This is a genomic window from Escherichia sp. WS3227_2 (genome assembly GCF_046486495.1).
Classification (GTDB): Bacteria; Pseudomonadota; Gammaproteobacteria; order Enterobacterales; family Enterobacteriaceae; genus Escherichia; species Escherichia coli.
Genome location: NZ_JBJQLG010000001.1, coordinates 96946 through 119320, shown reverse-complemented (window position 1 = coordinate 119320; position 22375 = coordinate 96946). Strand labels below are relative to the sequence as shown.

At 52.8% G+C, this 22375-nt stretch carries 24 protein-coding genes; 9 read left to right on the top strand and 15 right to left on the bottom strand.

Annotated features, from left to right (window positions below):
- Window positions 1-164 precede the first annotated feature (164 nt).
- Window positions 165-1259 (top strand): murein hydrolase activator NlpD, encoded by a 1095-nt coding sequence (nlpD, locus tag ACJHXB_RS00620; protein ID WP_306174120.1) that lies wholly within the window; start codon window positions 165-167, stop codon window positions 1257-1259.
- Window positions 1260-1321: 62 nt separating this feature from the next.
- Window positions 1322-2314, top strand: a complete 993-nt coding sequence (rpoS, locus tag ACJHXB_RS00615) for an RNA polymerase sigma factor RpoS (RefSeq protein ID WP_000081550.1) — start codon at window positions 1322-1324, stop codon at window positions 2312-2314.
- A 120-nt stretch (window positions 2315-2434) separates the two neighbouring features.
- Here the strand turns inward: rpoS and ACJHXB_RS00610 are convergent, their stop codons facing one another.
- Window positions 2435-2842 (bottom strand): MarR family winged helix-turn-helix transcriptional regulator, encoded by a 408-nt coding sequence (locus tag ACJHXB_RS00610; RefSeq protein ID WP_001208079.1) that lies wholly within the window; start codon window positions 2840-2842, stop codon window positions 2435-2437.
- 146 nt (window positions 2843-2988) lie between these two features.
- On the opposite strand from ACJHXB_RS00610, the gene ACJHXB_RS00605 reads away from it, so the two are divergent.
- The 3 genes from ACJHXB_RS00605 to ACJHXB_RS00595 are packed head-to-tail and all read left to right on the top strand — an operon-like array spanning window position 2989 to window position 5256.
- Entirely contained in the window at window positions 2989-3582 is a 594-nt protein-coding gene (locus ACJHXB_RS00605; protein WP_001237177.1) for a non-oxidative hydroxyarylic acid decarboxylases subunit B, read from the top strand.
- On the top strand, window positions 3582-5009 hold the full coding sequence (locus tag ACJHXB_RS00600; protein WP_000863205.1) for a non-oxidative hydroxyarylic acid decarboxylases subunit C: 1428 nt from the start codon (window positions 3582-3584) through the stop codon (window positions 5007-5009). Before ACJHXB_RS00605 ends, ACJHXB_RS00600 begins: the two co-directional genes overlap by 1 nt.
- 10 nt (window positions 5010-5019) lie before the next feature.
- A complete protein-coding gene (locus tag ACJHXB_RS00595) occupies window positions 5020-5256 on the top strand; it encodes a non-oxidative hydroxyarylic acid decarboxylases subunit D (protein ID WP_000562977.1) in 237 nt (78 codons plus the stop codon).
- Window positions 5257-5294: 38 nt separating this feature from the next.
- Here the strand turns inward: ACJHXB_RS00595 and ACJHXB_RS00590 are convergent, their stop codons facing one another.
- The 5 genes from ACJHXB_RS00590 to ltnD all read right to left on the bottom strand — a co-directional run bounded on the left by ACJHXB_RS00590 (window position 5295) and on the right by ltnD (window position 10331).
- Window positions 5295-6659: a GntP family transporter gene (locus tag ACJHXB_RS00590; RefSeq protein ID WP_000104454.1), complete on the bottom strand. Its 1365-nt coding sequence runs from the start codon at window positions 6657-6659 to the stop codon at window positions 5295-5297.
- Between the two features lie 88 nt (window positions 6660-6747).
- Window positions 6748-7524, bottom strand: a complete 777-nt coding sequence (locus tag ACJHXB_RS00585; protein WP_001136934.1) for an HPr family phosphocarrier protein — start codon at window positions 7522-7524, stop codon at window positions 6748-6750.
- A gap of 4 nt (window positions 7525-7528) precedes the next feature.
- Entirely contained in the window at window positions 7529-8167 is a 639-nt protein-coding gene (locus ACJHXB_RS00580; RefSeq protein WP_001278992.1) for an aldolase, read from the bottom strand.
- Window positions 8164-9426 carry a 3-oxo-tetronate kinase gene (gene otnK / locus ACJHXB_RS00575; RefSeq protein WP_000590400.1) on the bottom strand — a complete coding sequence of 421 codons (1263 nt, stop codon included), beginning with the start codon at window positions 9424-9426 and terminating at the stop codon, window positions 8164-8166. The genes ACJHXB_RS00580 and otnK overlap by 4 nt, the downstream gene beginning before the upstream one ends.
- Window positions 9423-10331: an L-threonate dehydrogenase gene (ltnD, locus tag ACJHXB_RS00570; RefSeq protein ID WP_000847985.1), complete on the bottom strand. Its 909-nt coding sequence runs from the start codon at window positions 10329-10331 to the stop codon at window positions 9423-9425. Before ltnD ends, otnK begins: the two co-directional genes overlap by 4 nt.
- A gap of 195 nt (window positions 10332-10526) precedes the next feature.
- Here ltnD and ygbI point away from each other — a divergent pair, with 195 nt between their 5' ends.
- Entirely contained in the window at window positions 10527-11294 is a 768-nt protein-coding gene (gene ygbI, locus ACJHXB_RS00565; protein WP_001295181.1) for a DNA-binding transcriptional repressor YgbI, read from the top strand.
- Between the two features lie 50 nt (window positions 11295-11344).
- Here ygbI and pphB read toward each other — a convergent pair whose 3' ends face one another.
- Together pphB and mutS are read right to left on the bottom strand one after the other, a co-directional pair.
- Window positions 11345-12001, bottom strand: coding sequence for a protein-serine/threonine phosphatase (gene pphB, locus ACJHXB_RS00560; RefSeq protein WP_410233450.1), 657 nt, complete (start codon window positions 11999-12001; stop codon window positions 11345-11347).
- Window positions 12002-12106: 105 nt separating this feature from the next.
- Window positions 12107-14668 carry a DNA mismatch repair protein MutS gene (mutS, locus tag ACJHXB_RS00555; RefSeq protein WP_410233449.1) on the bottom strand — a complete coding sequence of 854 codons (2562 nt, stop codon included), beginning with the start codon at window positions 14666-14668 and terminating at the stop codon, window positions 12107-12109.
- Window positions 14669-14743: 75 nt separating this feature from the next.
- On the opposite strand from mutS, the gene ACJHXB_RS00550 reads away from it, so the two are divergent.
- Both ACJHXB_RS00550 and ACJHXB_RS00545 read left to right on the top strand, forming a co-directional pair.
- Window positions 14744-14923, top strand: coding sequence for a hypothetical protein (locus ACJHXB_RS00550; protein ID WP_000611940.1), 180 nt, complete (start codon window positions 14744-14746; stop codon window positions 14921-14923).
- A 31-nt stretch (window positions 14924-14954) separates the two neighbouring features.
- A complete protein-coding gene (locus ACJHXB_RS00545; RefSeq protein ID WP_000015479.1) occupies window positions 14955-15299 on the top strand; it encodes a nitrous oxide-stimulated promoter family protein in 345 nt (114 codons plus the stop codon).
- Window positions 15300-15337: 38 nt separating this feature from the next.
- Here ACJHXB_RS00545 and ACJHXB_RS00540 read toward each other — a convergent pair whose 3' ends face one another.
- From ACJHXB_RS00540 to hypA, 7 genes are all read right to left on the bottom strand, one after another.
- On the bottom strand, window positions 15338-15766 hold the full coding sequence (locus tag ACJHXB_RS00540; RefSeq protein ID WP_001469273.1) for a molybdopterin-binding protein: 429 nt from the start codon (window positions 15764-15766) through the stop codon (window positions 15338-15340).
- Between the two features lie 44 nt (window positions 15767-15810).
- Entirely contained in the window at window positions 15811-17889 is a 2079-nt protein-coding gene (gene flhA / locus ACJHXB_RS00535) for a formate hydrogenlyase transcriptional activator FlhA (RefSeq protein WP_001469272.1), read from the bottom strand.
- Window positions 17890-17962: 73 nt separating this feature from the next.
- Window positions 17963-18973: a hydrogenase maturation carbamoyl dehydratase HypE gene (hypE, locus tag ACJHXB_RS00530; protein WP_001059912.1), complete on the bottom strand. Its 1011-nt coding sequence runs from the start codon at window positions 18971-18973 to the stop codon at window positions 17963-17965.
- Window positions 18970-20091, bottom strand: a complete 1122-nt coding sequence (hypD, locus tag ACJHXB_RS00525; RefSeq protein WP_001212973.1) for a hydrogenase formation protein HypD — start codon at window positions 20089-20091, stop codon at window positions 18970-18972. Before hypD ends, hypE begins: the two co-directional genes overlap by 4 nt.
- A complete protein-coding gene (gene hypC, locus ACJHXB_RS00520) occupies window positions 20091-20363 on the bottom strand; it encodes a hydrogenase 3 maturation protein HypC (RefSeq protein WP_000334883.1) in 273 nt (90 codons plus the stop codon). Before hypC ends, hypD begins: the two co-directional genes overlap by 1 nt.
- On the bottom strand, window positions 20354-21226 hold the full coding sequence (gene hypB / locus ACJHXB_RS00515) for a hydrogenase nickel incorporation protein HypB (RefSeq protein WP_000337682.1): 873 nt from the start codon (window positions 21224-21226) through the stop codon (window positions 20354-20356). The genes hypC and hypB overlap by 10 nt, the downstream gene beginning before the upstream one ends.
- Window positions 21227-21229: 3 nt before the next feature.
- Window positions 21230-21580: a hydrogenase maturation nickel metallochaperone HypA gene (hypA, locus tag ACJHXB_RS00510; RefSeq protein ID WP_001299100.1), complete on the bottom strand. Its 351-nt coding sequence runs from the start codon at window positions 21578-21580 to the stop codon at window positions 21230-21232.
- Between the two features lie 211 nt (window positions 21581-21791).
- Here hypA and hycA point away from each other — a divergent pair, with 211 nt between their 5' ends.
- The gene (gene hycA / locus ACJHXB_RS00505; RefSeq protein WP_000158056.1) at window positions 21792-22253 is read left to right on the top strand and encodes a formate hydrogenlyase regulator HycA; all 462 of its coding nucleotides are present in this window, start codon (window positions 21792-21794) and stop codon (window positions 22251-22253) included.
- Window positions 22254-22375: the final 122 nt, after the last annotated feature.

Sequence of the window (22375 nt, the reverse complement as noted above, 5' to 3'; positions counted from 1 at the left end):
TTTTTCCTGGTTATTTTGCCGCAGGTCAGCGTATCGTGAACATCTTTTCCAGTGTTCAGTATGGTGCCTTGCACGGTAATTATGTCACTGGTTATTAACCAATTTTTCCTGGGGGATAAATGAGCGCGGGAAGCCCAAAATTCACCGTTCGCCGCATTGCGGCTTTGTCACTGGTTTCGCTATGGCTGGCAGGCTGTTCTGACACTTCAAATCCACCGGCACCGGTCAGCTCCGTTAATGGCAATGCGCCTGCAAATACCAATTCTGGTATGTTGATTACGCCGCCGCCGAAAATGGGAACGACGTCTACAGCTCAGCAACCGCAAATTCAGCCGGTACAGCAGCCACAAATTCAGGCCACTCAACAACCGCAAATCCAGCCGGTGCAGCCAGTAGCTCAGCAGCCGGTACAGATGGAAAACGGACGCATCGTCTATAACCGTCAGTATGGGAACATTCCGAAAGGCAGTTATAGCGGCAGTACCTATACCGTGAAAAAAGGCGACACACTTTTCTATATCGCCTGGATTACTGGCAACGATTTCCGTGACCTTGCTCAGCGCAACAATATTCAGGCACCATACGCGCTGAACGTTGGTCAGACCTTGCAGGTGGGTAATGCTTCCGGTACGCCAATCACTGGCGGAAATGCCATTACCCAGGCCGACGCAGCAGAGCAAGGAGTTGTGATCAAGCCTGCACAAAATTCCACCGTTGCTGTTGCGTCGCAACCGACAATTACGTATTCTGAGTCTTCGGGTGAACAGAGTGCTAACAAAATGTTGCCGAACAACAAGCCAACTGCGACCACGGTCACAGCGCCTGTAACGGTGCCAACAGCAAGCACAACCGAGCCGACTGTCAGCAGTACATCAACCAGTACGCCTATCTCCACCTGGCGCTGGCCGACTGAGGGCAAAGTGATCGAAACCTTTGGCGCTTCTGAGGGGGGCAACAAGGGGATTGATATCGCAGGCAGCAAAGGACAGGCAATTATCGCGACCGCAGATGGCCGCGTTGTTTATGCCGGTAACGCGCTGCGCGGCTACGGTAATCTGATTATCATCAAACATAATGATGATTACCTGAGTGCCTACGCCCATAACGACACAATGCTGGTCCGGGAACAACAAGAAGTGAAGGCGGGGCAAAAAATAGCAACCATGGGTAGCACCGGAACCAGTTCAACACGCTTGCATTTTGAAATTCGTTACAAGGGGAAATCCGTAAACCCGCTGCGTTATTTGCCGCAGCGATAAATCGGCGGAACCAGGCTTTTGCTTGAATGTTCCGTCAAGGGATCACGGGTAGGAGCCACCTTATGAGTCAGAATACGCTGAAAGTTCATGATTTAAATGAAGATGCGGAATTTGATGAGAACGGAGTTGAGGTTTTTGACGAAAAGGCCTTAGTAGAAGAGGAACCCAGTGATAACGATTTGGCCGAAGAGGAACTGTTATCGCAGGGAGCCACACAGCGTGTGTTGGACGCGACTCAGCTTTACCTTGGTGAGATTGGTTATTCACCACTGTTAACGGCCGAAGAAGAAGTTTATTTTGCGCGTCGCGCACTGCGTGGAGATGTTGCCTCCCGCCGCCGGATGATCGAGAGTAACTTGCGTCTGGTGGTAAAAATTGCCCGCCGTTATGGCAATCGTGGTCTGGCGTTGCTGGACCTGATCGAAGAGGGCAACCTGGGGCTGATCCGCGCGGTAGAGAAGTTTGACCCGGAACGTGGTTTCCGCTTCTCAACATACGCAACCTGGTGGATTCGCCAGACGATCGAACGGGCGATTATGAACCAAACCCGTACTATTCGTTTGCCGATTCACATCGTAAAGGAGCTGAACGTTTACCTGCGAACCGCACGCGAGTTGTCCCATAAACTGGACCACGAACCAAGTGCGGAAGAGATCGCAGAGCAACTGGATAAGCCAGTTGATGACGTCAGCCGTATGCTTCGTCTTAACGAGCGCATTACCTCGGTAGACACCCCGCTAGGTGGTGATTCCGAAAAAGCGTTGCTGGACATCCTGGCCGATGAAAAAGAGAACGGTCCGGAAGATACCACGCAAGATGACGATATGAAGCAGAGCATCGTCAAATGGCTGTTCGAGCTGAACGCCAAACAGCGTGAAGTACTGGCACGTCGATTCGGTTTGCTGGGGTACGAAGCGGCAACACTGGAAGATGTAGGTCGTGAAATTGGCCTCACCCGTGAACGTGTTCGCCAGATTCAGGTTGAAGGCCTGCGCCGTTTGCGCGAAATCCTGCAAACGCAGGGGCTGAATATCGAAGCGCTGTTCCGCGAGTAAGTAAGCATCTGTCAGAAAGGCCAGTCTCAAGCGAGGCTGGCCTTTTTTCTTTCGGTTGGTGAGTCGGTGTATTTGTAGTCTGGATAAGACGCGATAGCGTCGCATCCGGAAATTTGCCCCCTATGCGTTCATCATCTTGCGCACCAGCTGCATAAACAGCTCCTGCTCTTCTGCACTCAAACGCCCCAAAAATTCCTCATCCACGCTGTCACCAATCGGTATCGCCGCAGCAAGTACCTTTTCTCCTTCGGCAGTCAGCCAGACAAAGCGTCGCCGCTTATCAGCGGTGTCATGTTCTCGTCTGACTAAGCCACGATTTTCCATTCTTGCCAGCATTTCTGCCAGCGTTGCTTTGGTGCTGACTGCTGCTTCCATCAGTGCCACCTGTTCGATACCAGGCTTATCAGCAATGGCGCGCATCACCGCGTACTGTGGTTTGGTGAGGTCAGGTAACTCGTGCTGCCAGCGAGCCGTGTGCTGCTGAAAAAGCTGTCGTAACTGATGGAACGCTTTATTTCGTAACGCCATGTAAACTCCGGGCAAACTATCTGTGGCTATCATAGCGGTTTTTCAGTGACGAAGAAGATGTTGTTACTTTTCAGTGCTTGCCGCGATGAAAACAGAGGCGTATTTTAATAATAACGTTCGTATACGAACAATTAAGAGAATAAACAATGAGACTGATCGTCGGGATGACAGGGGCTACCGGTGCGCCTCTTGGGGTGGCATTACTGCAAGCGCTGCGGGAGATGCCGAATGTCGAGACTCATCTGGTGATGTCGAAGTGGGCGAAAACCACCATTGAACTGGAAACGCCTTACAGCGCTCGCGATGTTGCTGCCCTCGCAGACTTCAGTCATAACCCGGCGGATCAGGCGGCGACCATCTCCTCAGGTTCCTTTCGTACCGACGGCATGATCGTTATTCCGTGCAGTATGAAAACGCTCGCCGGTATCCGTGCCGGTTACGCCGATGGCCTGGTAGGGCGCGCGGCGGACGTCGTGCTCAAAGAAGGCCGCAAACTAGTGCTGGTGCCGCGTGAAATGCCGCTTAGCACCATCCATCTCGAAAATATGCTCGCACTTTCACGCATGGGCGTGGCGATGGTGCCGCCGATGCCTGCCTTTTATAACCATCCCGAAACGGTAGATGACATTGTCCACCACGTGGTAGCCCGCGTGCTGGATCAATTTGGCCTCGAACATCCCCACGCCAGGCGCTGGCAAGGATTGCCGCAGGTCCGGAATTTTTCTCAGGAGAATGAATAATGGCATTTGATGATTTACGCAGCTTTTTACAGGCGCTTGATGACCACGGACAGTTACTGAAAATCAGCGAAGAGGTGAACGCGGAACCGGATCTGGCAGCAGCAGCTAACGCCACCGGGCGTATCGGCGACGGCGCGCCCGCGCTGTGGTTTGATAATATTCGCGGCTTTACCGATGCCCGTGTGGCGATGAATACCATCGGTTCCTGGCAGAACCACGCGATTTCCCTCGGCCTGCCGCCAAACACCCCGGTCAAAAAGCAGATTGATGAGTTTATCCGCCGCTGGGATAACTTCCCGATTGCCCCGGAGCGCCGCGCCAATCCAGCCTGGGCGCAGAACACCGTCGATGGCGACGAGATCAACCTGTTCGATATCCTGCCGCTGTTTCGTTTAAACGATGGCGATGGCGGTTTCTATCTCGACAAAGCGTGCGTGGTTTCCCGCGATCCGCTTGATCCGGATAACTTCGGCAAGCAGAACGTCGGCATCTACCGCATGGAAGTGAAGGGCAAGCGTAAGCTCGGCCTGCAACCGGTGCCGATGCACGATATCGCCCTGCATCTGCATAAAGCAGAAGAGCGCGGTGAAGATCTGCCGATTGCAATCACGCTCGGTAACGATCCGATCATCACCCTGATGGGGGCCACGCCGCTGAAATACGATCAGTCTGAGTATGAAATGGCAGGCGCGCTGCGCGAAAGCCCGTATCCGATCGCCACCGCGCCATTGACCGGTTTTGATGTGCCGTGGGGCTCGGAGGTGATCCTCGAAGGGGTCATCGAAAGCCGTAAACGCGAAATCGAAGGGCCGTTCGGTGAGTTTACCGGGCACTACTCCGGCGGGCGTAACATGACCGTGGTGCGTATCGATAAAGTCTCTTACCGCACCAGGCCGATTTTCGAATCGCTGTACCTCGGCATGCCGTGGACAGAAATCGACTACCTGATGGGGCCAGCCACCTGCGTGCCGCTGTATCAGCAACTGAAAGCCGAGTTCCCGGAAGTGCAGGCGGTGAACGCCATGTACACCCACGGCCTGCTGGCGATTATCTCCACCAAAAAACGCTACGGTGGCTTTGCCCGCGCGGTGGGCCTGCGTGCGATGACCACGCCACACGGTCTGGGCTACGTGAAGATGGTGATTATGGTCGATGAAGACGTTGATCCGTTCAACCTGCCGCAGGTGATGTGGGCGCTCTCTTCGAAAGTGAACCCGGCAGGGGATTTGGTGCAGTTGCCGAATATGTCCGTGCTGGAACTCGACCCCGGCTCAAGCCCGGCCGGTATCACCGACAAGCTGATTATCGACGCCACCACGCCTGTCGCCCCGGACAACCGTGGTCACTACAGCCAGCCGGTGGTGGATTTACCGGAAACCAAAGCCTGGGCTGAAAAACTGACCGCTATGCTGGCCGCACGTAAATAAGGAGAACAAGATGATTTGTCCACGTTGTGCTGATGAACAGATTGAAGTGATGGCGAAATCGCCGGTAAAAGATGTCTGGACGATCTATCAGTGCCAGCATTGCCTCTATACCTGGCGCGATACCGAACCGCTACGCCGCACCAGCCGCGAACATTATCCCGAAGCGTTCCGCATGACGCAGAAAGATATTGATGACGCGCCGATGGTGCCGAGCATCCCGCCGCTGCTGGCGGAAGGTAAGCGCTAAATAAAAGGTCCGATGCCCATCGGACCTTTTTATTAAGGTCAAATTACCGCCCATACGCACCAGGTAATTAAGAATCCGGTAAAACCGAGAATGGTCGTTAACACTGTCCAGGTTTTCAGACCGTCTGCTACCGACAACCCCAGATATTTGGTCACAATCCAGAACCCTGAGTCATTAATATGTGACGCGCCAAGCCCACCAAAGCAGGCTGCCAGCGTCACCAATACGCACTGAATCGGATTCAATCCCATCACCGCTTCTGAGAGTAACCCGCCGGTTGTCAGGATTGCTACGGTTGCTGACCCCTGCGATGCACGCAGCGCCAGTGAAATAATAAATGCGGCTGGTAACAGAGGCAGGTCAATCATTTGTAGCATGTTGGCAAGGGCTTTGCCGACGCCCGATTCCACCAGCACTTTGCCAAATACCCCTCCAGCACCAGTAACCAAAATCACTACCGCCGCAGTGGGAAGGGCTGAGCCCATAATGTCGCTGGTGTGTTGTAAGCTCCAGCCGCGACGTAAAGCCAATAACCAGAATGCCAGCACCAGCGCAATCATTAGAGCTACCATTGGTGAGCCGATCAGCTGTAGCGTACCAAGCAGGGGATGCGAAGGCGGCATCAGTGTTGCGGAAACCGTACCCGCCATGATAATCGCGATAGGAATAACAATTAGCGAGGTGACCAGCGCGACGCCCGGTGGATTTATTTTATCGCTTAATTTTGTCGCGCCTTCCTCACTGGCCGGAGCCAGTTGCATCTGTTCCAGTACTTCCACCGACATCGCATATTGGCGCTTATTGATTATTTTCGCTGCAAAGTAGCCAACAATCCCTGCTGGAATAGAAATCGCAATACCGATGATGGTTAGCCAGCCGATGTCTGCGTGGAGTAACCCCGCTGCGGCGACAGGGCCTGGATGCGGCGGTACCGCCACATGAACAGTTAGCATGATTCCAGCGACAGGCAGGCCAAATTTGAGTGGCGATATTTTGGCAACCTTGGCAAAACCGTAAATGATTGGCGCAAGAATAATAAAGCCGACATCAAAGAAGACGGGAATACCGAGGAAGAACGCTGCCAGAGTCAGCGCAGCGATAGTTCGTTTGTCACCTAACTTGCGACTGAAATAATTAGCCAGTGACTCTGCACCACCAGAGTGTTCGATCATACGCCCCAGCATAGCGCCCAGACCAATAATAATAGTGACGGAACCAAGCACACCGCCCATCCCGGCGATCATCACTTTACCCACTTCGCCCGCTGGTATACCCGCCGCAAGTGCGACTAACAGGCTGACGAGGAGCAGAGCAACGAATGGTTGTACCTTTGCCTTGATGACCAGCAGCAACAGCATGATTACGCCAGTTAACGCAATGCATAACAATGTAATTGTGGACATGGGAAACCCTGTCTGAAAGTTATAGTTAACCTACCCCATCCGTAGATGGGGGGATGTATGGGTACGTTGTAATTAGGGATTTAACGAATTAGCGCCAGGCGTCAAACCAGCCAAGCCCTTCTTCGGTGAGGCCACGAGGTTTATATTCACAACCGATCCAGCCCTGATATCCCACCTCATCGAACAGGCGGAACAGCCACGGATAGTTGATTTCTCCATCGTCCGGTTCATGTCGATCAGGTAGTCCGGCAATTTGTACGTGCGCATATTTCCCGGCGTAGTCGCGGATTAAATGCGTCAGGTTGCCATCTACTTTTTGCGCATGAAAAGTATCTAGTTGAATAAACACGTTATCTCGCGCAACTTCTTCAACAATAGCCAGTGCCTGATACTGGCTGGAGAAGAGATAATGAGGCTTAACGCCGGGGCTGAGTGCTTCAACTAATATTCGCTTGCCGTGTGGTGCAAAGCGGTCGGCAGCGTAGCGGATATTATCGATAAATACTGCCCTGTACCGTTCAGCATCTTCGCCAGCGGGCACGACGCCTGCCATCACATGGACTTGTTCACAATTGAGCGCCAATGCATATTCCAGTGCCAGGTCGATGTCTGCGTGTGCTTCGTGCTCACGTCCGGGAAGGGCGGATAATCCCCATTCCCCCGCATTAATATCTCCGGGAGCGGTATTGAACAGCGCCAGTGTCAGATGGTTTTGCTCCAGTTGCTTTTGGATTTGCAGGGTGGAGTAGTTATAGGGAAACAGAAATTCCACAGCATCGAACCCGGCTTTTCGCGCTGCGGCGAAGCGTTCAATAAAAGGCACTTCGGTGAACATCATGGATAAATTAGCTGCAAAACGAGGCATTGCATTAACTCCTTAATTCCGCAATTTCACCTGCGGTCAGATAACGGATCGGGCGGTCACCGAGAATAAAAATCAGCTTTGCCGTTTCCTCCAGCTCTTCCATATTGTTGGCGGCTTCTTGCAGGCTTTCACCGCAAACCACTGGGCCATGATTTGCCAGTAAAAAAGCCTGATTGTCTGCTGCCAGTTCCGCCAGATCCTGTGCGATGCGTTTATCGCCCGGTCGGTAATAAGGCACCAGCGGGATATTTCCCATCCGCATCACCACGTATGGTGTGAACGGACGAATAACGTTGCTGCTGTCCAGCCCTTGCAGGCAGGAAAGCGCCGTCGACCATGTGCTGTGCAAATGCACCACCGCTTTACAGCGCGGATTGTTGCGATACAGCGCCAGATGAAAGAGCACCTCTTTCGAGGGTTTGTCACCACTTAACCATTCGCCATCCGCGGCGACTTTGGAAAGCCGCTGCGGATCGAGATTGCCCAGGCATGAACCTGTCGGTGTCGCCAGTAAATTCCCGTCAGGTAAAAGCAGCGACAGATTGCCAGCCGAACCGGTTGCATAGCCGCGCTGAAAGAATGAACTGGCAATCCGCGTCATCTCCTCTCGCAAAGACTGCTCTACTTTTGCGAAATCGCTCATGATAAAAACTCTCTTTGGGCTCGTGAAAAAAAGGCTTCATCACCGAAGTTGCCAGATTTAAGGGCGAGTGAGACAGGCTTATCCAGTGCGTTTACCCACGGCACGCCGGGGGAAATGGTTGGGCCAATATGAAACCCTTTTATTCCCAGGCTCTGTGTGACTACGCCGGAGGTCTCACCGCCTGCGACAATAAAGCGTGTCACGCCTTCCGCGGCTAACCGCGTCGCTAGTTGAGAAAACAGTGTTTCTACTGCCTGACTGGCTTTTTGTGCACCGTATTGCTGTTGAATTGCTGCCAATGCGTCAGTGCTGGCGGTGGCAAAAACCAGTGGAGCAAGTACACTTTCCTGGCCCAGAACCCACTCTGCCAGTTCGTGTGCATAAGCGGCCAGAGTTTCAATTGAGAGGCAGCGTGCCACATCAACTTCACGGGCTGGTGCAATTTGACGGTAATGTGCTACCTGGCGGTTGGTCATTTGAGAGCATGAACCGGAGAGCACTACGCCGCGCCCAGCGAGCGGATGCCCTGCTTTGCGAGCCTGGTTACCGTTTTCTTGCGCCCACTGCCGGGCAAGGCCAATCGCCAGACCAGAACCGCCCGTTACCAGTGGGGCATCGCGCAAGGCTTCTCCCTGAATTTCCAGATGGTGTTCGGTCAGCGCATCAAGCACCGCGTAGCGGTAGCCCTCTTGCTGTAAGCGAGCCAGCTCTTGACGAACGGCATCCACACCTTGTTCGAAAACATGTGCCGAAACGACGCCGCAGCGCCCTGTGGATTGCGCTTCAACCAGACGGGGAAGATAGCTGTCGGTCATGGGATTTACCGGGTGATGGCGCATCCCAGATTCGGCCAGCAGTTGATTCATTACGAACAAATACCCCTGATAAACCGTACGTCCGTTGACCGGCAGGGCCGGAGAGAAGACCGTAAACGGCGTGTCGAGAGCATCCATTAATGCATCGGTAACCGGGCCGATATTACCTTTCGCCGTACTGTCGAAAGTAGAGCAGTATTTGAAATAGATCTGTTTGCAACCTTGCTGTTGCAACCAGCTCAGAGCCGCCAGCGATTGCTGTGTGGCTTCAACCACCGGACAGGAACGCGTTTTCAGGCTGATCACCAGTGCGTCGATTGCTTCCGGCATTTTACCTGTTGGAACACCGTTAATTTGTACCGTTGGTAGACCGTTTTCCACCAGAAAACTGGCGATATCCGTCGCGCCGGTAAAATCATCGGCGATAACGCCAATCTTGATCATGATTTCGCTCCCGGTAGAGTGATGCCAGAGAAAATCTTGATAACTGCGCTATCGTCTTCTTTCCCGTAACCCGCGTTACTGGCGCTGGTGAACATATTCAATGCTGTTGAGGCCAATGGCAGCGGGAAGTGCAGGGCTTTGGCTGTATCGGCAACCAGACCAAGATCCTTAACAAAAATATCGACGGCTGAATGCGGGGTGTAATCGCCATCCACCACATGACGCATCCGGTTTTCGAACATCCAGGAATTTCCGGCGGCATTGGTCACGACGTCATACATCACATCCAGCGGGATCCCCGCACGGGCTGCAAGTGCCATCGCTTCGGCTCCGGCAGCAATATGTACGCCCGCTAACAACTGGTGAATAATTTTTACGGTCGAACCTAGTCCCGGTTCTGCACCTATGCGATAAACTTTTCCGGCAACGGCTTCCAGCACGGGTGCCAGTCGTTCAAAGGCAATATCGCTACCGGAGGCCATGACAGTCATTTCACCGTTAGCGGCTTTTACTGCACCACCAGAAACTGGCGCATCCAGCATTTCCAGATCGAATCCAGCCAGAGCGGTAGCAATTTCTTGCGCATCAGCACTAGCGATAGTGGAAGAAACCATTACTGCCGTACCGGGTTTCAGATGTTGTGCAACGCCTGTTTCACCAAACAGCACCTGTTTAACCTGGGCCGCATTGACCACCAGCACCAGCAGAGCGTCCAGTTTTTCGGCAAACGTCGCGGCGTTATCAGAAACCCCGCAAGCACCTGCCTCTTTCAACGTAGCGCAGGCATTGCTGTTCAGGTCTGCGCCCCAGGTAGAAAGACCTGCGCGGACACATGACAGTGCTGCTCCCATTCCCATTGACCCTAAGCCAACGATACCGACATGAAACTCAGATCCCGTTTTCATCTGCTCTCCTTGTTAATTTAAGTGATATTTTGTTTGATATTGTGAATATAAGCGCTGAAAGATAACGATATGGTGAGCTGATTCACAAAAATTAACATTGTGTGTTATTTTATGTGAACTAAGCGTTAGTTGCGCCGCGCACGTTTCGCAGGCAAATAGCGTAGAATGTCAGCAGGACAAAGGAAGGAGCAAAAGTTGATACCCGTAGAGCGTCGCCAAATCATCCTTGAGATGGTAGCTGAAAAAGGCATTGTCAGTATTGCTGAACTAACGGACAGAATGAATGTGTCACATATGACCATTCGTCGGGATTTACAAAAACTGGAGCAGCAGGGAGCCGTTGTGCTGGTGTCCGGAGGCGTCCAGTCTCCGGGACGCGTGGCGCATGAACCTTCTCATCAGGTAAAAACTGCGCTGGCAATGACGCAAAAAGCGGCTATTGGCAAGCTGGCGGCAAGTCTTGTTCAGCCGGGAAGTTGTATCTATCTGGATGCGGGAACGACCACGCTAGCGATAGCACAGCATCTGATTCACATGGAGTCACTGACTGTGGTCACAAACGATTTCGTTATTGCGGACTACTTGCTCGACAACAGTAATTGCACAATTATTCACACTGGCGGTGCAGTGTGTCGGGAAAACCGTTCCTGTGTCGGGGAAGCCGCTGCGACCATGCTGCGCAGCCTGATGATTGATCAGGCTTTTATTTCTGCATCGTCATGGAGTGTGCGGGGGATTTCTACGCCAGCGGAAGATAAAGTCACGGTGAAACGGGCGATTGCCAGTGCCAGCCGCCAGCGAGTTTTGGTCTGTGATGCGACGAAATATGGTCAGGTGGCGACATGGCTGGCGTTACCATTAAGCGAGTTTGATCAGATTATTACAGACGACGGTTTGCCGGAGAGTGCCAGTCGCGCGCTGGCGAAGCAGGATCTCTCTTTGCTGGTAGCGAAAAATGAATAATGGCCTGCAATAACACCGGGTTACTCATGCTTCACAGAAGAAGCATGAGACTACTTTATTTTATAAAATGACAGCCGCCCGCTTTTCGGCGATCCGGTATCAATATAAATCTGGTTTGCGAACGTCTGAATGTTATCAAACATCATATGTCCAAATATAAAATAATCAGCGCCGTTTATTTGTTGTAACTCGCCATTAAGCGATTTCTGCACACGATCAACAGGCCAGAGTAGTTCTCTCTCCGCTATTTCTTTGCCAAAGAGATATTCATTCCCCGGATAATCTGCATGTGCGATGACATATTTTATTATGTCGTTAGTGATTTCAATAATATGTGGAAGGCGATGAAATTTCAGCAACAGATTTATTGCTTCTTGTTGTTCCGTCTCATTTAATTCAAAGAACCAGTCGCCGCCGCTGGCAAGCCACATATTTCCATCGCCAGTTTCGAATGCATCAAGCGCCATCGCTTCATGGTTGCCTTTAACCGATGTAAACCAGGGCTGGTTTAACAGGCGTAGTACGTTAAGACTCTCCGGCCCACGATCAATATTATCGCCGACAGAAATAAGTAAGTCGGTTTCATGGCAAAAAGAGAGTTGATGTAAGCGGGATTGTAATAATTGATAGTCACCATGAATATCACCAACGGCCCATATATAACGATAGTGATGGGCATTAATTTTTTGATAGCGTGTAGATGGCATGGTTTTACCCTGTAAAATAAGATTTCCTATTATACAGGGTGTTTTTATTTGATTCGTCAGTTGTCGTTAATATTCCCGATAGCAAAAGACTATCGGGAATTGTTATTACACCAGACTCTTCAAGCGATAAATCCACTCCAGCGCCTGACGCGGAGTCAGTGAATCCGGGTCGAGGTTTTCCAGTGCCTTGACCGCAGGCGACGTTTCTTCTGGCACTGACAGCAAAGACATTTGCGTACCATCCACTTGCGTAGCGGCGGCGTTCGGCGAAATGCTTTCCAGCTCACGCAGTTTTTGCCGTGCGCGCTTAATAACCTCTTTTGGCACGCCTGCCAGAGCTGCAACCGCCAGGCCGTAGCTTTTGCTCGCCGCGCCATCCTGCACGCTGTGCATAAAGGCAATGGTGTCGCCGTGCTCCAGCGCATCGAGATGCACGTTGGCGACGCCTTCCATTTTCTCCGGTAACTGGGTCAGCTCGAAATAGTGGGTGGCAAACAGTGTCAACGCTTTAATCTTATTCGCCAGATTTTCCGCGCACGCCCACGCCAGCGACAGACCATCGTAAGTGGACGTCCCGCGCCCAATCTCATCCATCAGCACCAGACTGTACTCGGTGGCGTTATGTAAAATATTGGCGGTTTCGGTCATTTCCACCATAAAGGTTGAACGCCCGGATGCCAGATCATCCGCTGCCCCTACGCGGGTAAAGATGCGATCGATAGGTCCAATCTCGACTTTTTGTGCCGGTACATAGCTGCCGATGTAGGCCATCAGCGCAATCAGTGCGGTCTGGCGCATATAGGTACTTTTACCGCCCATATTCGGACCGGTAATGATCAACATGCGACGCTGCGGCGACAGGTTCAGCGGGTTGGCGATAAACGGCTCATTCAGCACCTGTTCAACCACCGGATGGCGGCCTTCGGTGATGCGAATACCCGGTTTATCAATAAAGGTCGGGCAGGTGTAGTTCAGCGTATAGGCCCGTTCTGCCAGGTTCACCAGCACGTCGAGTTCCGCCAGCGCGCTCGCGCTCTGTTGCAACGCTTCCAGATGCGGCAACAGCAGGTCGAACAACTCTTCATAAAGCTGTTTTTCCAGTGCCAGTGCTTTGCCTTTTGAAGTGAGAACTTTGTCTTCGTACTCTTTTAGCTCTGGAATAATGTAGCGCTCGGCGTTTTTCAGCGTCTGGCGACGCATGTAATTGATGGGTGCCAGATGGCTTTGTCCACGGCTGATCTGAATGTAATAACCATGAACCGCGTTAAAGCCGACTTTCAGGGTGTCCAGGCCAGTACGTTCACGCTCGCGGACTTCCAGACGCTCCAGATAATCGGTCGCGCCGTCAGCCAGCGCGCGCCACTCATCCAGCTCTTCGTTATAGCCCGGTGCGATAACACCACCGTCGCGTACCAGCACTGGCGGTGTGTCGATGATTGCTCGCTCCAGCAGATCGCGCAGCTCGGCAAACTCGCCCATTTTTTCACGCAGCGCCTGTACCGGAGCGCTATCGACATTTTCTAATAGCGCACGCAGCTCCGGCAGTTGCTGGAAAGCGTGACGCATACGGGCCAGATCGCGTGGGCGAGCAGTTCGTAAAGCCAGACGCGCCAGAATACGTTCCAGGTCGCCGACCTGACGCAGTACCGGCTGCAGCTCGGCGGTGAAATCCTGCAATGCGCCAATAGTTTGCTGGCGCTCAAGCAAGACGCGGGTATCGCGCACTGGCATATGCAGCCAGCGTTTCAGCATACGGCTGCCCATCGGCGTGACGGTGCAGTCGAGCACAGAAGCCAGCGTATTTTCCGCACCACCCGCCAGGTTCTGGGTGATTTCCAGATTACGACGCGTCGCGGCATCCATAATGATGCTGTCCTGCTCACGTTCCATGGTGATGGAACGAATATGCGGCAGAGTCGTACGTTGGGTATCTTTCGCATACTGCAACAGACAACCGGCAGCACAAAGTCCGCGCGGCGCGTTCTCGACGCCAAAACCGACCAGATCGCGGGTGCCAAATTGCAGATTCAACTGCTGGCGCGCGGTGTCGATTTCAAACTCCCATAGCGGGCGACGGCGCAGTCCGCGACGACCTTCAATCAGCGACATCTCGGCGAAATTTTCTGCATACAACAGCTCTGCCGGATTAGTGCGTTGCAGCTCTGCCGCCATCGTTTCGCGGTCAGCCGGTTCGCTCAGGCGAAAACGCCCGGAACTGATATCCAGCGTCGCGTAGCCGAAACCTTTGCTGTCCTGCCAGATAGCCGCCAGCAGGTTGTCCTGACGCTCCTGCAACAGGGCTTCATCGCTGATGGTGCCTGGCGTAACGATACGCACAACTTTGCGCTCAACCGGACCTTTGCTGGTCGCCGGATCGCCAATTTGTTCGCAGATGGCAACGGACTCGCCCTGATTCACCAGTTTGGCGAGGTAGTTTTCCACCGCATGGTAGGGGATCCCCGCCATCGGGATCGGCTCTCCCGCCGAAGCACCGCGTTTGGTCAGTGAAATATCCAGCAGTTGCGACGCGCGTTTTGCGTCGTCATAAAACAGTTCATAAAAATCACCCATCCGGTAAAACAGCAGGATCTCGGGATGCTGGGCTTTCAGCTTGAGATATTGCTGCATCATGGGCGTATGGGCATCGAAATTTTCTATTGCACTCATGGGGTTATGTCCGGTTCCCTGATATTAAATGAGGTGTGATGGTTTTTATTTTCGTTGTAATCACATAAGGCGCACATGATACCGGAGTTAATCATTTCAGGGGAAGAAGCGAACGGCGAGTTCTTGATGGTGATTCCGGGAAAGATGCTGTTTTGCAGCTTTTGCGTGATGCTTATGAAGCAAGTACGCAAAATTGTATCAGTTGGCGAACCCTTCTTCTTTAGAGTCATAGTGCCCTTTAAGATTAAGTTGTAATATAAATGCATCTTAATGAGGTGGAGGCAGCATGTCCGGCAAGCGTATCTCTCGTGAAAAACTGACGATTAAAAAAATGATCGATCTTTATCAAGCGAAATGCCCGCAGGCGTCAGCGGAGCCGGAGCATTACGACGCGCTGTTTGCCTACGCGCAAAAGCGGCTGGATAAATGTGTGTTCGGCGAAGAGAAACCAGCCTGTAAGCAGTGTCCGGTGCACTGTTACCAGCCTGCAAAGCGTGAAGAGATGAAACAGATTATGCGTTGGGCCGGGCCGAGAATGCTGTGGCGTCATCCGATCTTAACCGTGCGTCATCTCATCGATGACAAGCGTCCGGTGCCGGAGTTGCCAGAAAAATATCGTCCAAAGAAATAAATCTGCCGGAGAGCCATACTCTCCGGCAAATAAGGCGTTTACGCTTTGGTGGCAATCAGGATGGCTGATGCTTTGATCAATGCAATAACGCGCGAGCCAGTGGTGAGTTTCATTTCATCCTGACTTTCATTTGTTACCACTGCCACAATTTCAAAACCCGCATCCGTTATGATATGGACAGTGGCGTTCACTGCGCCTTCGGTGATTGTCGACACGCTGCCAGCAAACTGGTTGCGAGCAGAGAATTTCAGTCCACAGTCTTCCGTTGCCAGCGTGACCCACGGGGCTTTAATCAGGGCAATCGCTTCTTTCCCTTTTGCCAGACCAAGAGCCTGCTGGCTGCTGTGAGTCACAATTGCCACCAGTTTTGCACCACCTGCCAGCGTCAGTTCTACTTCATCATTCACAGCGCCCATTGCTACTGCGCTAACTGTTCCGGTTAATTGATTTCTTGCTGAAACTGCCATACTGCCTCCTTTCATTGAATGTTGATCGAGTATAACCACATCTGTTAAATCAATGCCGATTTATCAATTCCAAGCCGCTTCATCCGTGACAGCAGGGTCGTGCGTTTCAGCCCCAGACGTTGCGCAGCGCCTTTAGGCCCGGCAACCACGCCGTTGGTTTCTTTCAGCACGCGAACAATCAACTGATATTCATCTTCGCCCTCCTGGGCGACAACCGTTGCGGCAGGCGGCGTTTCAGGCTCCGGTAAAGCAATATCAGGCAATGACAGCTGCAGCACGTTGCCGCGTGTTAGCAATACCGCGCGCTCAATGACATTTTCCAGTTCGCGTACGTTACCCGGCCACTCCATGTTGCTCAAGGTGCGCAGCGTCTCGGCAGGAATGCTGTCGATATTGCGCCCCAGACGACGGGCAATTTTGAAGGTAAAGGCTTTCGCCAGCAGCGGAATATCTTCCGGACGCTCGCGTAGTGGCGGCAGGTGGATCGGGAATACATTCAGGCGGTAATAGAGATCGCTACGGAACTCACGGTCGGCGACCATTTTTTTCAGATCGCGGTTAGTTGCGGCGATTAGACGCACGTCCGTCTGAATGATTTTGTTGCTGCCGAGACGTTCAAACTCCTGTTCCTGTAATACACGCAGCAACTTCGGCTGTAACTCCAGTGGCATATCGCCCACTTCGTCGAGGAACAGGGAGCTTTTATCCGCCAGTTCAAAACGACCGATACGCTGGGCGCTGGCACCGGTAAAAGCCCCACGCTCATGACCAAACAGATCGCTCTCCAGCAATCCGGCAGGCATTGCCGCGCAGTTCATTTTGACCATGCGGCGATTATTACGCCCACTGAGATTATGGATAGCACGGGCAATCAGCTCTTTACCCGTGCCAGTTTCACCGAGGATCAGCACGGTACTGTCACTTTGCGCCACCATTTCAACTTGTTTAAGTACGCTGTACATGGCTTCGCTGCGGCCAATAATCTCGCCAAATTCACTATCAACATTGTTGAGCTGCTCGGTCAGGGCGAGGTTTTCATCAACCAGCCGTTCTTTCAGACGATGAATTTCCTGATAGGCGAGGGCGTTATCGACAGCGATTGCCACACGTTCGGCAATCTGGCGCAGTAAGCTCAGATTGGTAGTGGTAAATACTTTCTCTTCGCATTGCGCCAGTTTCAGCACGCCCAGCATGGTGTCGCCAGACATCAGCGGTAACAGGCACAAGGTTTGAATCTGGTTGCCCCAGGTGTCGAACAACATGCGTTCATAGGGGGCTAAATCGTCCCGCTCGTGGAGGTTAATCAGCAGCATCTCTTTGCTTTTGAACACGCGTTCGGTGAGGGTTCCGGCTTCATCGACTTCGCTCTGTTCGTGGGCGGGATGTTGTTTATCAAGATAGTGAGTGGAGTAGATGTTGAGTTTGTTTTTACGGTGGCTGCGTAAGACGATGCTGATATCGTCAATGTCGAAGTAGTAATGGATTTCTTTGGCGACTTCGCTGACCAGTTCGTCCATATCCAGGCGGGAAAGCACCGCGTTGGTAATGGCAACCAGGATGCGGAAGTTATCGCGCTCCCGGCATAACAACTCATAGTCAACATTATTGACGACGCGACTCTGGATTTGTTCGGTGACGACAGAAACGATCTGCGTAAATGTTTGCAGACGATTGAACTCTTTTTCGCTCCAGGGGCGATCGTCATAACGAATAAATTCACAGCCACCAAAAATATGCCCTTCCGCCGCCAGTGGCATCAGGCAATAGTGACCAAATTTTGGGTATAGCCCACCTGCGGCCAGCTGCGGCCAGGTTTCACAAAATTCTTCGTAACTGCAATGCAGCGTATCAGGGCGCGACAAAATGCTGCGTACCGGACCGTGTGCCAGAACAGTTTCGTCTTCATATTTAATGGGGGTGTCTTTTTCACGCGATGCGTAATAAGACGCACGTTGAGTCTGCGCTTGCCACAACACAATAGCCGCGTTGTCGGCGAGCGCAGAACGCTTTACCAGTTGCGAAAGAGCCTCACACAGCGAGGCCAGATCGGGCTGCTGCAATAGTGTCCGAGTGATGTCGAACAACCCTTGTTGTCCGAGATCACTCATCGGTGTATATGACATTTTGTTCTTCCAGGAAAGCACCGCAAAGCGGTGCAAAAGGTCATTGACTAACTATAGGAGATTTAGAATTTTATTAGCATATACGCGGAAGCGGTTCGGCGTGCGGTAGATCGAGGGTTCGTTTCACGCCATACAGACCGGCAAGACGAACACCTTTACGTTCCACCACTTCACCAATCAGCGCCGCGTCTTTTCCCAGTGGATGGGAATGTAACGCTGCCAGCACTTGCTCTGCCGCGTTGCGTTCAACGGCGATCACCAGTTTGCCTTCGTTGGCAAAGTTAAGGGCGTCCAGTCCCAGCAGTTCGCAAACGCCGCGCACAGCAGGTTTAACCGGCAGTGCCGCTTCTGAAATTTCAATACCGCAACCGCAGGCTGCCGCGAACTCATGAACTACCGCGTTCACACCACCACGGGTGGCATCACGCAGCGCTTTCACGCCGGGAATGTCACGCAGCGTCTGAATAAGCGGCGTCAGCACCGCGCAGTCGCTGACCAGTTCGCCATCCAGCCCCAGCTGCTCACGCAGGTTAAGGATAGTCGCCCCGTGGTCGCCGAGTGTACCGCTAACCAGCAATACATCGCCTGCGGTTAGCGTCTGTGCTCCCCAGTGAATATTCGCCGGAATTGCGCCCATGCCAGCGGTGTTGATAAACAGTTTATCTGCCGCGCCGCGCTGCACCACTTTAGTATCGCCAGTGACGATGGCAATGCCTGCCGCGCGGGCGGTTTCTGCCATGCTGGTCACTACGGCTTTCAGTGTCTCCATCGGCAATCCTTCTTCGAGGATAAAGCCACAGGAGAGATAGCGCGGAATAGCGCCACTGACCGCAACGTCATTGGCTGTGCCGCAAATCGCCAGCTTGCCGATATTACCGCCAGGAAAGAACAGCGGGTCAATGACGTAACTGTCGGTGGAGAACGCCAGACGGTCGCCTTCCGCTACCAGCTGCGCCAGATCAAGACGTGCCTGATCTTCCTGCTCTGCCAGCCACGGGTTGGCAAAGGCTTCCATAAACAGGCTGTTGATTAATTGCTGCATCGCCTGGCCGCCGCTACCGTGGGCGAGTTGGATATTATTCACGCTTCACTCTCCTGCTGACGATACTGATACCACGCGGCGCACGCTCCTTCGGAGGAAACCATCAGCGCACCAAACGCGGTTTGAGGATTACAGGTGTTACCAAACAGCGGGCATTGATGCGGCTTACATTTGCCCGTTAATACTTCGCCACAACGTGCGCGCGGGTCATCGCAGACCTGCTGCGGTGCCGGGCGGAAATGCGCTTCGGCATCGAATCGTTGATAATCCGGCGTCAGGTGTACACCAGAAGATTCAATCACGCCTAAGCCGCGCCATTCGCTGTCGCCGTTGACACAGAACACATCGGCAATCGCCTGTTGCGCCAGCAGGTTACCGGCATCCGGCACCACCCGACGATACTGATTCTCTACCTTGCTGTGGGCCGCTATTTTCTGCTCCACCAGCATCACCACGCCTTGCAGTAGATCAAGGGGTTCGAAACCAGCGACCACCAGCGGACGATGAAAATCGCTGGCGATAAAATTATAGGCATCAGTGCCGATAACCATACTAACGTGACCGGGCGCAAGAAACGCGTCGATACCGTTATCCGGCTCTTCCAGCAAACTGCGCAGCGTCGGGATAAGCGTAATATGCTGGCAGAAGAAGTAAAAATTCTGCACATCACGCGCTTTCGCCTGTTGCAGAGTGATGGCCGTCGTCGGCATGGTGGTTTCAAAACCTAAGCCGAAGAACACCACTTTGCGGGTTGGATTCTCCTGCGCCAGTTTCAACGCATCCATCGGCGAGTAAACGATGCGCACATCGGCACCGCGTGCTTTTGCCTGCAACAGCGATCCCTGTTTCCCCGGCACGCGCATGGCGTCGCCAAAGGTACAGAAGATGACTTCCGGATGGCTGGCAATCTCCACGCAGGTGTCGATTCTACCCATCGGCAGTACACACACCGGGCAACCGGGACCGTGGATAAACTCAACGTTTTCCGGCAGCAACTGGTCGAGGCCGAATTTAAAAATGGCGTGGGTATGACCACCGCACACTTCCATAATCCGCAGAGGGCGTTCGGCGGTGTAAGAGAGATGTGAAGCACGTTCGCGCAGATGCTCAATTAACTGCATCACCTGTTCCGGCGCGCGATATTCATCAACAAAACGCATTATTTTTCCTCGCCATACAACAGCGCACCGACATCCGGCTCAACGTCAAACATGTTTTGTAAGGCGTTGAGAGTGTCGCGCGCTTCGGCTTCATTAATTACGCTCATGGCAAAGCCAACGTGAACCAGTACCCACTGGCCCACGCGTGGCTGACCGTTTTCATCGCAGCTGCCGACTAACGTTAAATCGACGTCGCGCTGAATGCCGCAGACGTCGACTTTCGCCTGGTTGCCGTCAATGGTGCGGATCTGCCCGGGAACGCCTATGCACATCGCTGTGTCTCCAGCCAGTTCAGCCACTGGTCCATCCCTTCGCCGCTGGTGGCGGAAATAAGGATGATTTCAATTTCTGGATTGACTTCGCGGGCGCAGGCGATGCACTTCTCAACGTCAAAGTTGAGATACGGCAGCAAGTCAACTTTGTTGAGCAGCATCAGCGAAGCTGCGGCAAACATATGCGGATATTTCAGCGGTTTGTCTTCACCTTCGGTAACGGAAAGCACCGCCACTTTGTGTTTTTCACCGAGATCGAAGCTCGCCGGGCACACGAGGTTGCCGACGTTTTCGATAAACAGAATACCGTTATCGTCCAGTGGCAGGCGCGGTGCGGCGTCGGCAATCATCTGTGCGTCAAGATGGCAGCCTTTACCGGTATTCACCTGAATCGCTGGTGTGCCGGTAGCGCGAATGCGTGCGGCATCGTTCACGGTTTGCTGATCGCCTTCAATAACCGCGCACGGAACGCTGTCTTTCAGGCGCATTAAGGTTTCCGTCAGCAGGGTGGTTTTACCGGAACCAGGGCTGGAAACCAGGTTGAGCACCAGTTGCTTGCGGGCAGCAAAGCGCGCGCGGTTGCGTTCAGCCAGACGGTTATTTTTGTCCAGCACGTCAATTTCGACTTCCAGCATCCGACGCTGGCTCATGCCCGGCGCGTGAGTGCCCGCTTCGCCATGACCGTAATGCAGGTCGCCTTCTTCAGTCTGGCTGGGGGTAAATTCAGGCGTTTTAATGCCGGTGATTTTCATCTTCGGGCGTGCCGCCGGGGCAAATGGCGCGCTACGAAACGCGGAATGAGGGTTATGTTCATCACCCTCGATATACAGGTTGCCTTCACCGCAACCGCATGTTGTACACATCGCTCACTCCTGGTCTATTTCTATCCGCCGAATCTGTAAACCGTCGTCTGCCACAATCTGTAGCATGTCACCATGACACTGTGGACAGCGGCGGACGCGCTGGGTCAGTAGCGTCACATACTGTTGGCATGTTTCACACCAGCATTCGGCCTCTTGTTCTTCGAGGTGCAGTTTACAACCTTCCGCCACGCTGCCGCGGCAAACCAGATCAAAACAAAAGGCAAGAGAGCTGGTTTCGACACAAGAAAATGCGCCAATTTTGAGCCAGACCCCAGTTACGCGTTTTGCGCCGTGTTTTGCGGCCTGCTGTTCGATCAATTCCAGTGCCCGTTGGCAGAGGGTTATTTCGTGCATATCGCCTCCCATTAACTATTGCCAGCTACAAGCAATAATTGTGCCAGTGTTGATTATCCCTGCGGTGAATAATGTCGATGATGTCGAAATGACACGTCGACACGGCGACGAAATTCATCTTTAGCTTAAAAATCGCTTTAATAACAATAAATTAAAAGTTGGCACAAAAAATGCTTAAAGCTGGCATCTCTGTTAAACGGGTAACCTGACAATGACTATTTGGGAAATAAGCGAGAAAGCCGATTACATCGCACAGCGGCATCGTCGCCTACAGGACCAGTGGCACATCTACTGCAATTCGCTGGTTCAGGGGATCACGTTATCGAAAGCGCGCCTGCATCACGCCATGAGCTGCGCGCCGGACAAAGAACTCTGTTTCGTCCTTTTTGAACATTTTCGCATTTACGTCACCCTGGCGGATGGCTTTAACAGCCACACCATCGAGTATTACGTCGAAACAAAAGATGGTGAAGACAAACAGCGGATTGCGCAGGCGCAACTGAGCATTGACGGCATGATTGATGGCAAGGTCAACATCCGCGATCGCGAACAGGTTCTGGAACACTATCTCGAAAAAATCGCTGGCGTTTACGACAGCTTATACACCGCCATTGAAAACAATGTGCCGGTGAATTTAAGCCAACTGGTAAAGGGACAAAGCCCGGCAGCATGAGCTGAGGCTTTGCCCGTTTTGCAGGCGTTACGCCTGTTTGGGGATGGGCGTGTCGATGAGTGTCGAAAATGACATTTCATCGGCATGTTTTCGTCAAAAATGACAATCACCTGAGGAATGCC

Coding starts and splice junctions, on each gene's coding strand:
- rpoS (WP_000081550.1), top strand. CDS start 1,322: ATGAGTCAGAATACGCTGAAAGTTCATGATTTAAATGAAGATGCGGAA.
- ACJHXB_RS00610 (WP_001208079.1), bottom strand. CDS start 2,842: ATGGCGTTACGAAATAAAGCGTTCCATCAGTTACGACAGCTTTTTCAG.
- ACJHXB_RS00605 (WP_001237177.1), top strand. CDS start 2,989: ATGAGACTGATCGTCGGGATGACAGGGGCTACCGGTGCGCCTCTTGGG.
- ACJHXB_RS00600 (WP_000863205.1), top strand. CDS start 3,582: ATGGCATTTGATGATTTACGCAGCTTTTTACAGGCGCTTGATGACCAC.
- ACJHXB_RS00595 (WP_000562977.1), top strand. CDS start 5,020: ATGATTTGTCCACGTTGTGCTGATGAACAGATTGAAGTGATGGCGAAA.
- ACJHXB_RS00590 (WP_000104454.1), bottom strand. CDS start 6,659: ATGTCCACAATTACATTGTTATGCATTGCGTTAACTGGCGTAATCATG.
- ACJHXB_RS00585 (WP_001136934.1), bottom strand. CDS start 7,524: ATGCCTCGTTTTGCAGCTAATTTATCCATGATGTTCACCGAAGTGCCT.
- ACJHXB_RS00580 (WP_001278992.1), bottom strand. CDS start 8,167: ATGAGCGATTTCGCAAAAGTAGAGCAGTCTTTGCGAGAGGAGATGACG.
- otnK (WP_000590400.1), bottom strand. CDS start 9,426: ATGATCAAGATTGGCGTTATCGCCGATGATTTTACCGGCGCGACGGAT.
- ltnD (WP_000847985.1), bottom strand. CDS start 10,331: ATGAAAACGGGATCTGAGTTTCATGTCGGTATCGTTGGCTTAGGGTCA.
- pphB (WP_410233450.1), bottom strand. CDS start 12,001: ATGCCATCTACACGCTATCAAAAAATTAATGCCCATCACTATCGTTAT.
- mutS (WP_410233449.1), bottom strand. CDS start 14,668: ATGAGTGCAATAGAAAATTTCGATGCCCATACGCCCATGATGCAGCAA.
- ACJHXB_RS00550 (WP_000611940.1), top strand. CDS start 14,744: ATGATACCGGAGTTAATCATTTCAGGGGAAGAAGCGAACGGCGAGTTC.
- ACJHXB_RS00545 (WP_000015479.1), top strand. CDS start 14,955: ATGTCCGGCAAGCGTATCTCTCGTGAAAAACTGACGATTAAAAAAATG.
- ACJHXB_RS00540 (WP_001469273.1), bottom strand. CDS start 15,766: ATGGCAGTTTCAGCAAGAAATCAATTAACCGGAACAGTTAGCGCAGTA.
- flhA (WP_001469272.1), bottom strand. CDS start 17,889: ATGTCATATACACCGATGAGTGATCTCGGACAACAAGGGTTGTTCGAC.
- hypD (WP_001212973.1), bottom strand. CDS start 20,091: ATGCGTTTTGTTGATGAATATCGCGCGCCGGAACAGGTGATGCAGTTA.
- hypC (WP_000334883.1), bottom strand. CDS start 20,363: ATGTGCATAGGCGTTCCCGGGCAGATCCGCACCATTGACGGCAACCAG.
- hypB (WP_000337682.1), bottom strand. CDS start 21,226: ATGTGTACAACATGCGGTTGCGGTGAAGGCAACCTGTATATCGAGGGT.
- hypA (WP_001299100.1), bottom strand. CDS start 21,580: ATGCACGAAATAACCCTCTGCCAACGGGCACTGGAATTGATCGAACAG.
- hycA (WP_000158056.1), top strand. CDS start 21,792: ATGACTATTTGGGAAATAAGCGAGAAAGCCGATTACATCGCACAGCGG.